Source organism: Bacillus sp. P4_D3 (assembly GCF_056401855.1).
This window is the reverse complement of record NZ_JBFUIN010001351.1, coordinates 1-521: the sequence shown is the minus strand read 5'-3', so window position 1 is coordinate 521 and position 521 is coordinate 1. Positions and strand designations below refer to the sequence as shown.

Below are 521 nucleotides of genomic sequence, written 5' to 3'. Positions count from 1 at the left end.
TTGGAAATCTTCTACTTGAAAGATCCTTGTTTCATTAGGAACTAAAGTTGCATTAATTGGTATGTTAGAACTTCTTGTTTGAACTGTTACTTCAATGGGACCGGAATCGTTAGGAACAGATACTTGAAGTAATGTTTTGTTGTGATTAATAGTAAGATCTTCAAATACTGTTCTTGAGGTATTAGGGGGTACGATAATATCGAGAGGTACATTTCCAGCTAAGGTAGTTCCCGAACCAGCAATCGTATGAGTTTCGACAAAACAGTTACTATCTTCGTTAATAGAATATGAATGCTCTTTATAATAATCATTTTGTTCATTGCAACAGATGCAAAACGTTTTTTGGATATAAACACCAATGTCGCTACTTGTATTATTATTATTTGTGAGAGTGAGGCTTTCAAAATTTTCTACTTGAAGAATTCTTGTTTCACCTGAAGCGATTGTAGCTGTAATCGGTCTACGAGAATTTCTTGTACGAATAGTTACAACAATTGGTGCAGAAGTACCAGTAACATGAA

At 34.2% G+C, this 521-nt stretch carries 1 pseudogene; it reads right to left on the bottom strand.

The window, feature by feature from the left end:
• Positions 1-521 (bottom strand): annotated as a pseudogene (locus tag AC1DTM_RS31275) (exosporium protein D); the annotation flags it as partial.